The following is a 1,398-nucleotide window of genomic DNA, read 5'->3' as shown; positions in this document are numbered from 1 at the left end:
TTAGTATTAGCTAATAGAGATGGTAGGGGTATTAAGGTTGAGGATAATGTGAAGACCACAAAGCCGGTAGCAGACAATCACAGCCTAGTAACACAAGGTGCTAATTTAGAAGATAAATTTAAAAAAGGTGTGGATTTAAATTTAGCAGACACATGGACTAAAGCAGCAGGAACTGAAGGCTCTATACTTGTTAAAGAGAACTCGTTTGCAGATGTTAAGAATGCTCATGGCACTCAAGATGCTTTAATTTACGCCGATGGTAAGCAAAAAACAATAGATGCTACAGCACCTTTAGGGGAATTAAGAACATTTCAAGATACTAGAAAAGATGCTTTAGCTACATTAAAAGAAGAATTGGCGAATGCTATAGATACAAATATTTTAAAAGCTAAAGCAGGAGCTACTGCAGCAGCAGATAAAGCTAAATTAGATACGGAAGCTCAGAAAGCTCTTTCATCTATAGAAAAAGCAACTGATTATAAAGCTATAAGCGATGCTTTAACAACATTAAATAATGTTGCTGAATGGAAAGATGCTACTTTTGATGGCACTACAAAAGACAATGGTTTAAAAGCTATCGCAGATGCAGCTCAAAAATACGTAACCAAACTTGATACAGCAGTAAAAGAAAGCACTGAGAGAATGAAAGACCTTAAGGTAGATGTTACAACAGCAAATTCTCCAGGTAAATTAGTAAATGATGAGCTGAAAAAAATAACAGATACTACAACAAATGGTTCTACAGCATTGTTAGCAGCAGGTACTGAGTTTAATCATACAGCACAAGCAAATAGATTTGCTGCTATTGCAAAATTTGCCACTGTAGATGAAGCTTTCAAAACTGCTACAGCAGCAAATGGTGCGTTGGCTGCATTAAATGGTAAAGAAGTAGATTTTTCAACTATTGCAGCTGATAAAATAGGTGCTTTAAATTTAGCAATCAATGGAACAGCAGGTAAAGATGACCCAGTGGCTAAAGATATCTTAGATAGCTTTAAAAAACTAAGAGCTCAAACAACAGTAGATGGTGCTAATTCTGCGATTGATGAAATAAATAAAAAATTAGATAAAATCATTGCTAATGCTGATGGTAAGACTATGGATACTAAAGAAGCACAACAAGGTATGATAGCTCACTCATTTAAGCAATTCTTTACTGGGGTTAAAGCTGGTATGAATGAGCCAGATAAAGCTGGTATGTCAAGTATCGTTGGTTTAGATACAACTAACTCAACTAATATGGGAAGACTTAGCCTAGTAGCAAACAATGGTAGAGATATTCAAGTAGAAGTTAAAGATGCTAATGGCTTTACAGCTAACTCTGCTTTAGGATTTGATAAAAACGTTAGTGAAGCTACAGTTTCACTAAGAGAAACAAACGCAACAATTAGTAAAGAG

The 1,398-nt window shown here is 35.3% G+C and carries 1 protein-coding gene; it reads left to right on the top strand.

Features of this window, described 5'->3' with window-relative positions; all coding sequences use genetic code 11:
- The coding region (locus tag AVANS14531_RS09095; protein ID WP_336612156.1) for a hypothetical protein at window positions 1–1,398 on the top strand (1,398 nt) is incomplete at both ends.

Origin of the sequence: Campylobacter sp. Cr9 (assembly GCF_020138295.1) — a bacterium.
Taxonomy (GTDB): Bacteria; Campylobacterota; Campylobacteria; order Campylobacterales; family Campylobacteraceae; genus Campylobacter_E.
This window is presented reverse-complemented; position numbering and strand designations above follow the sequence as displayed.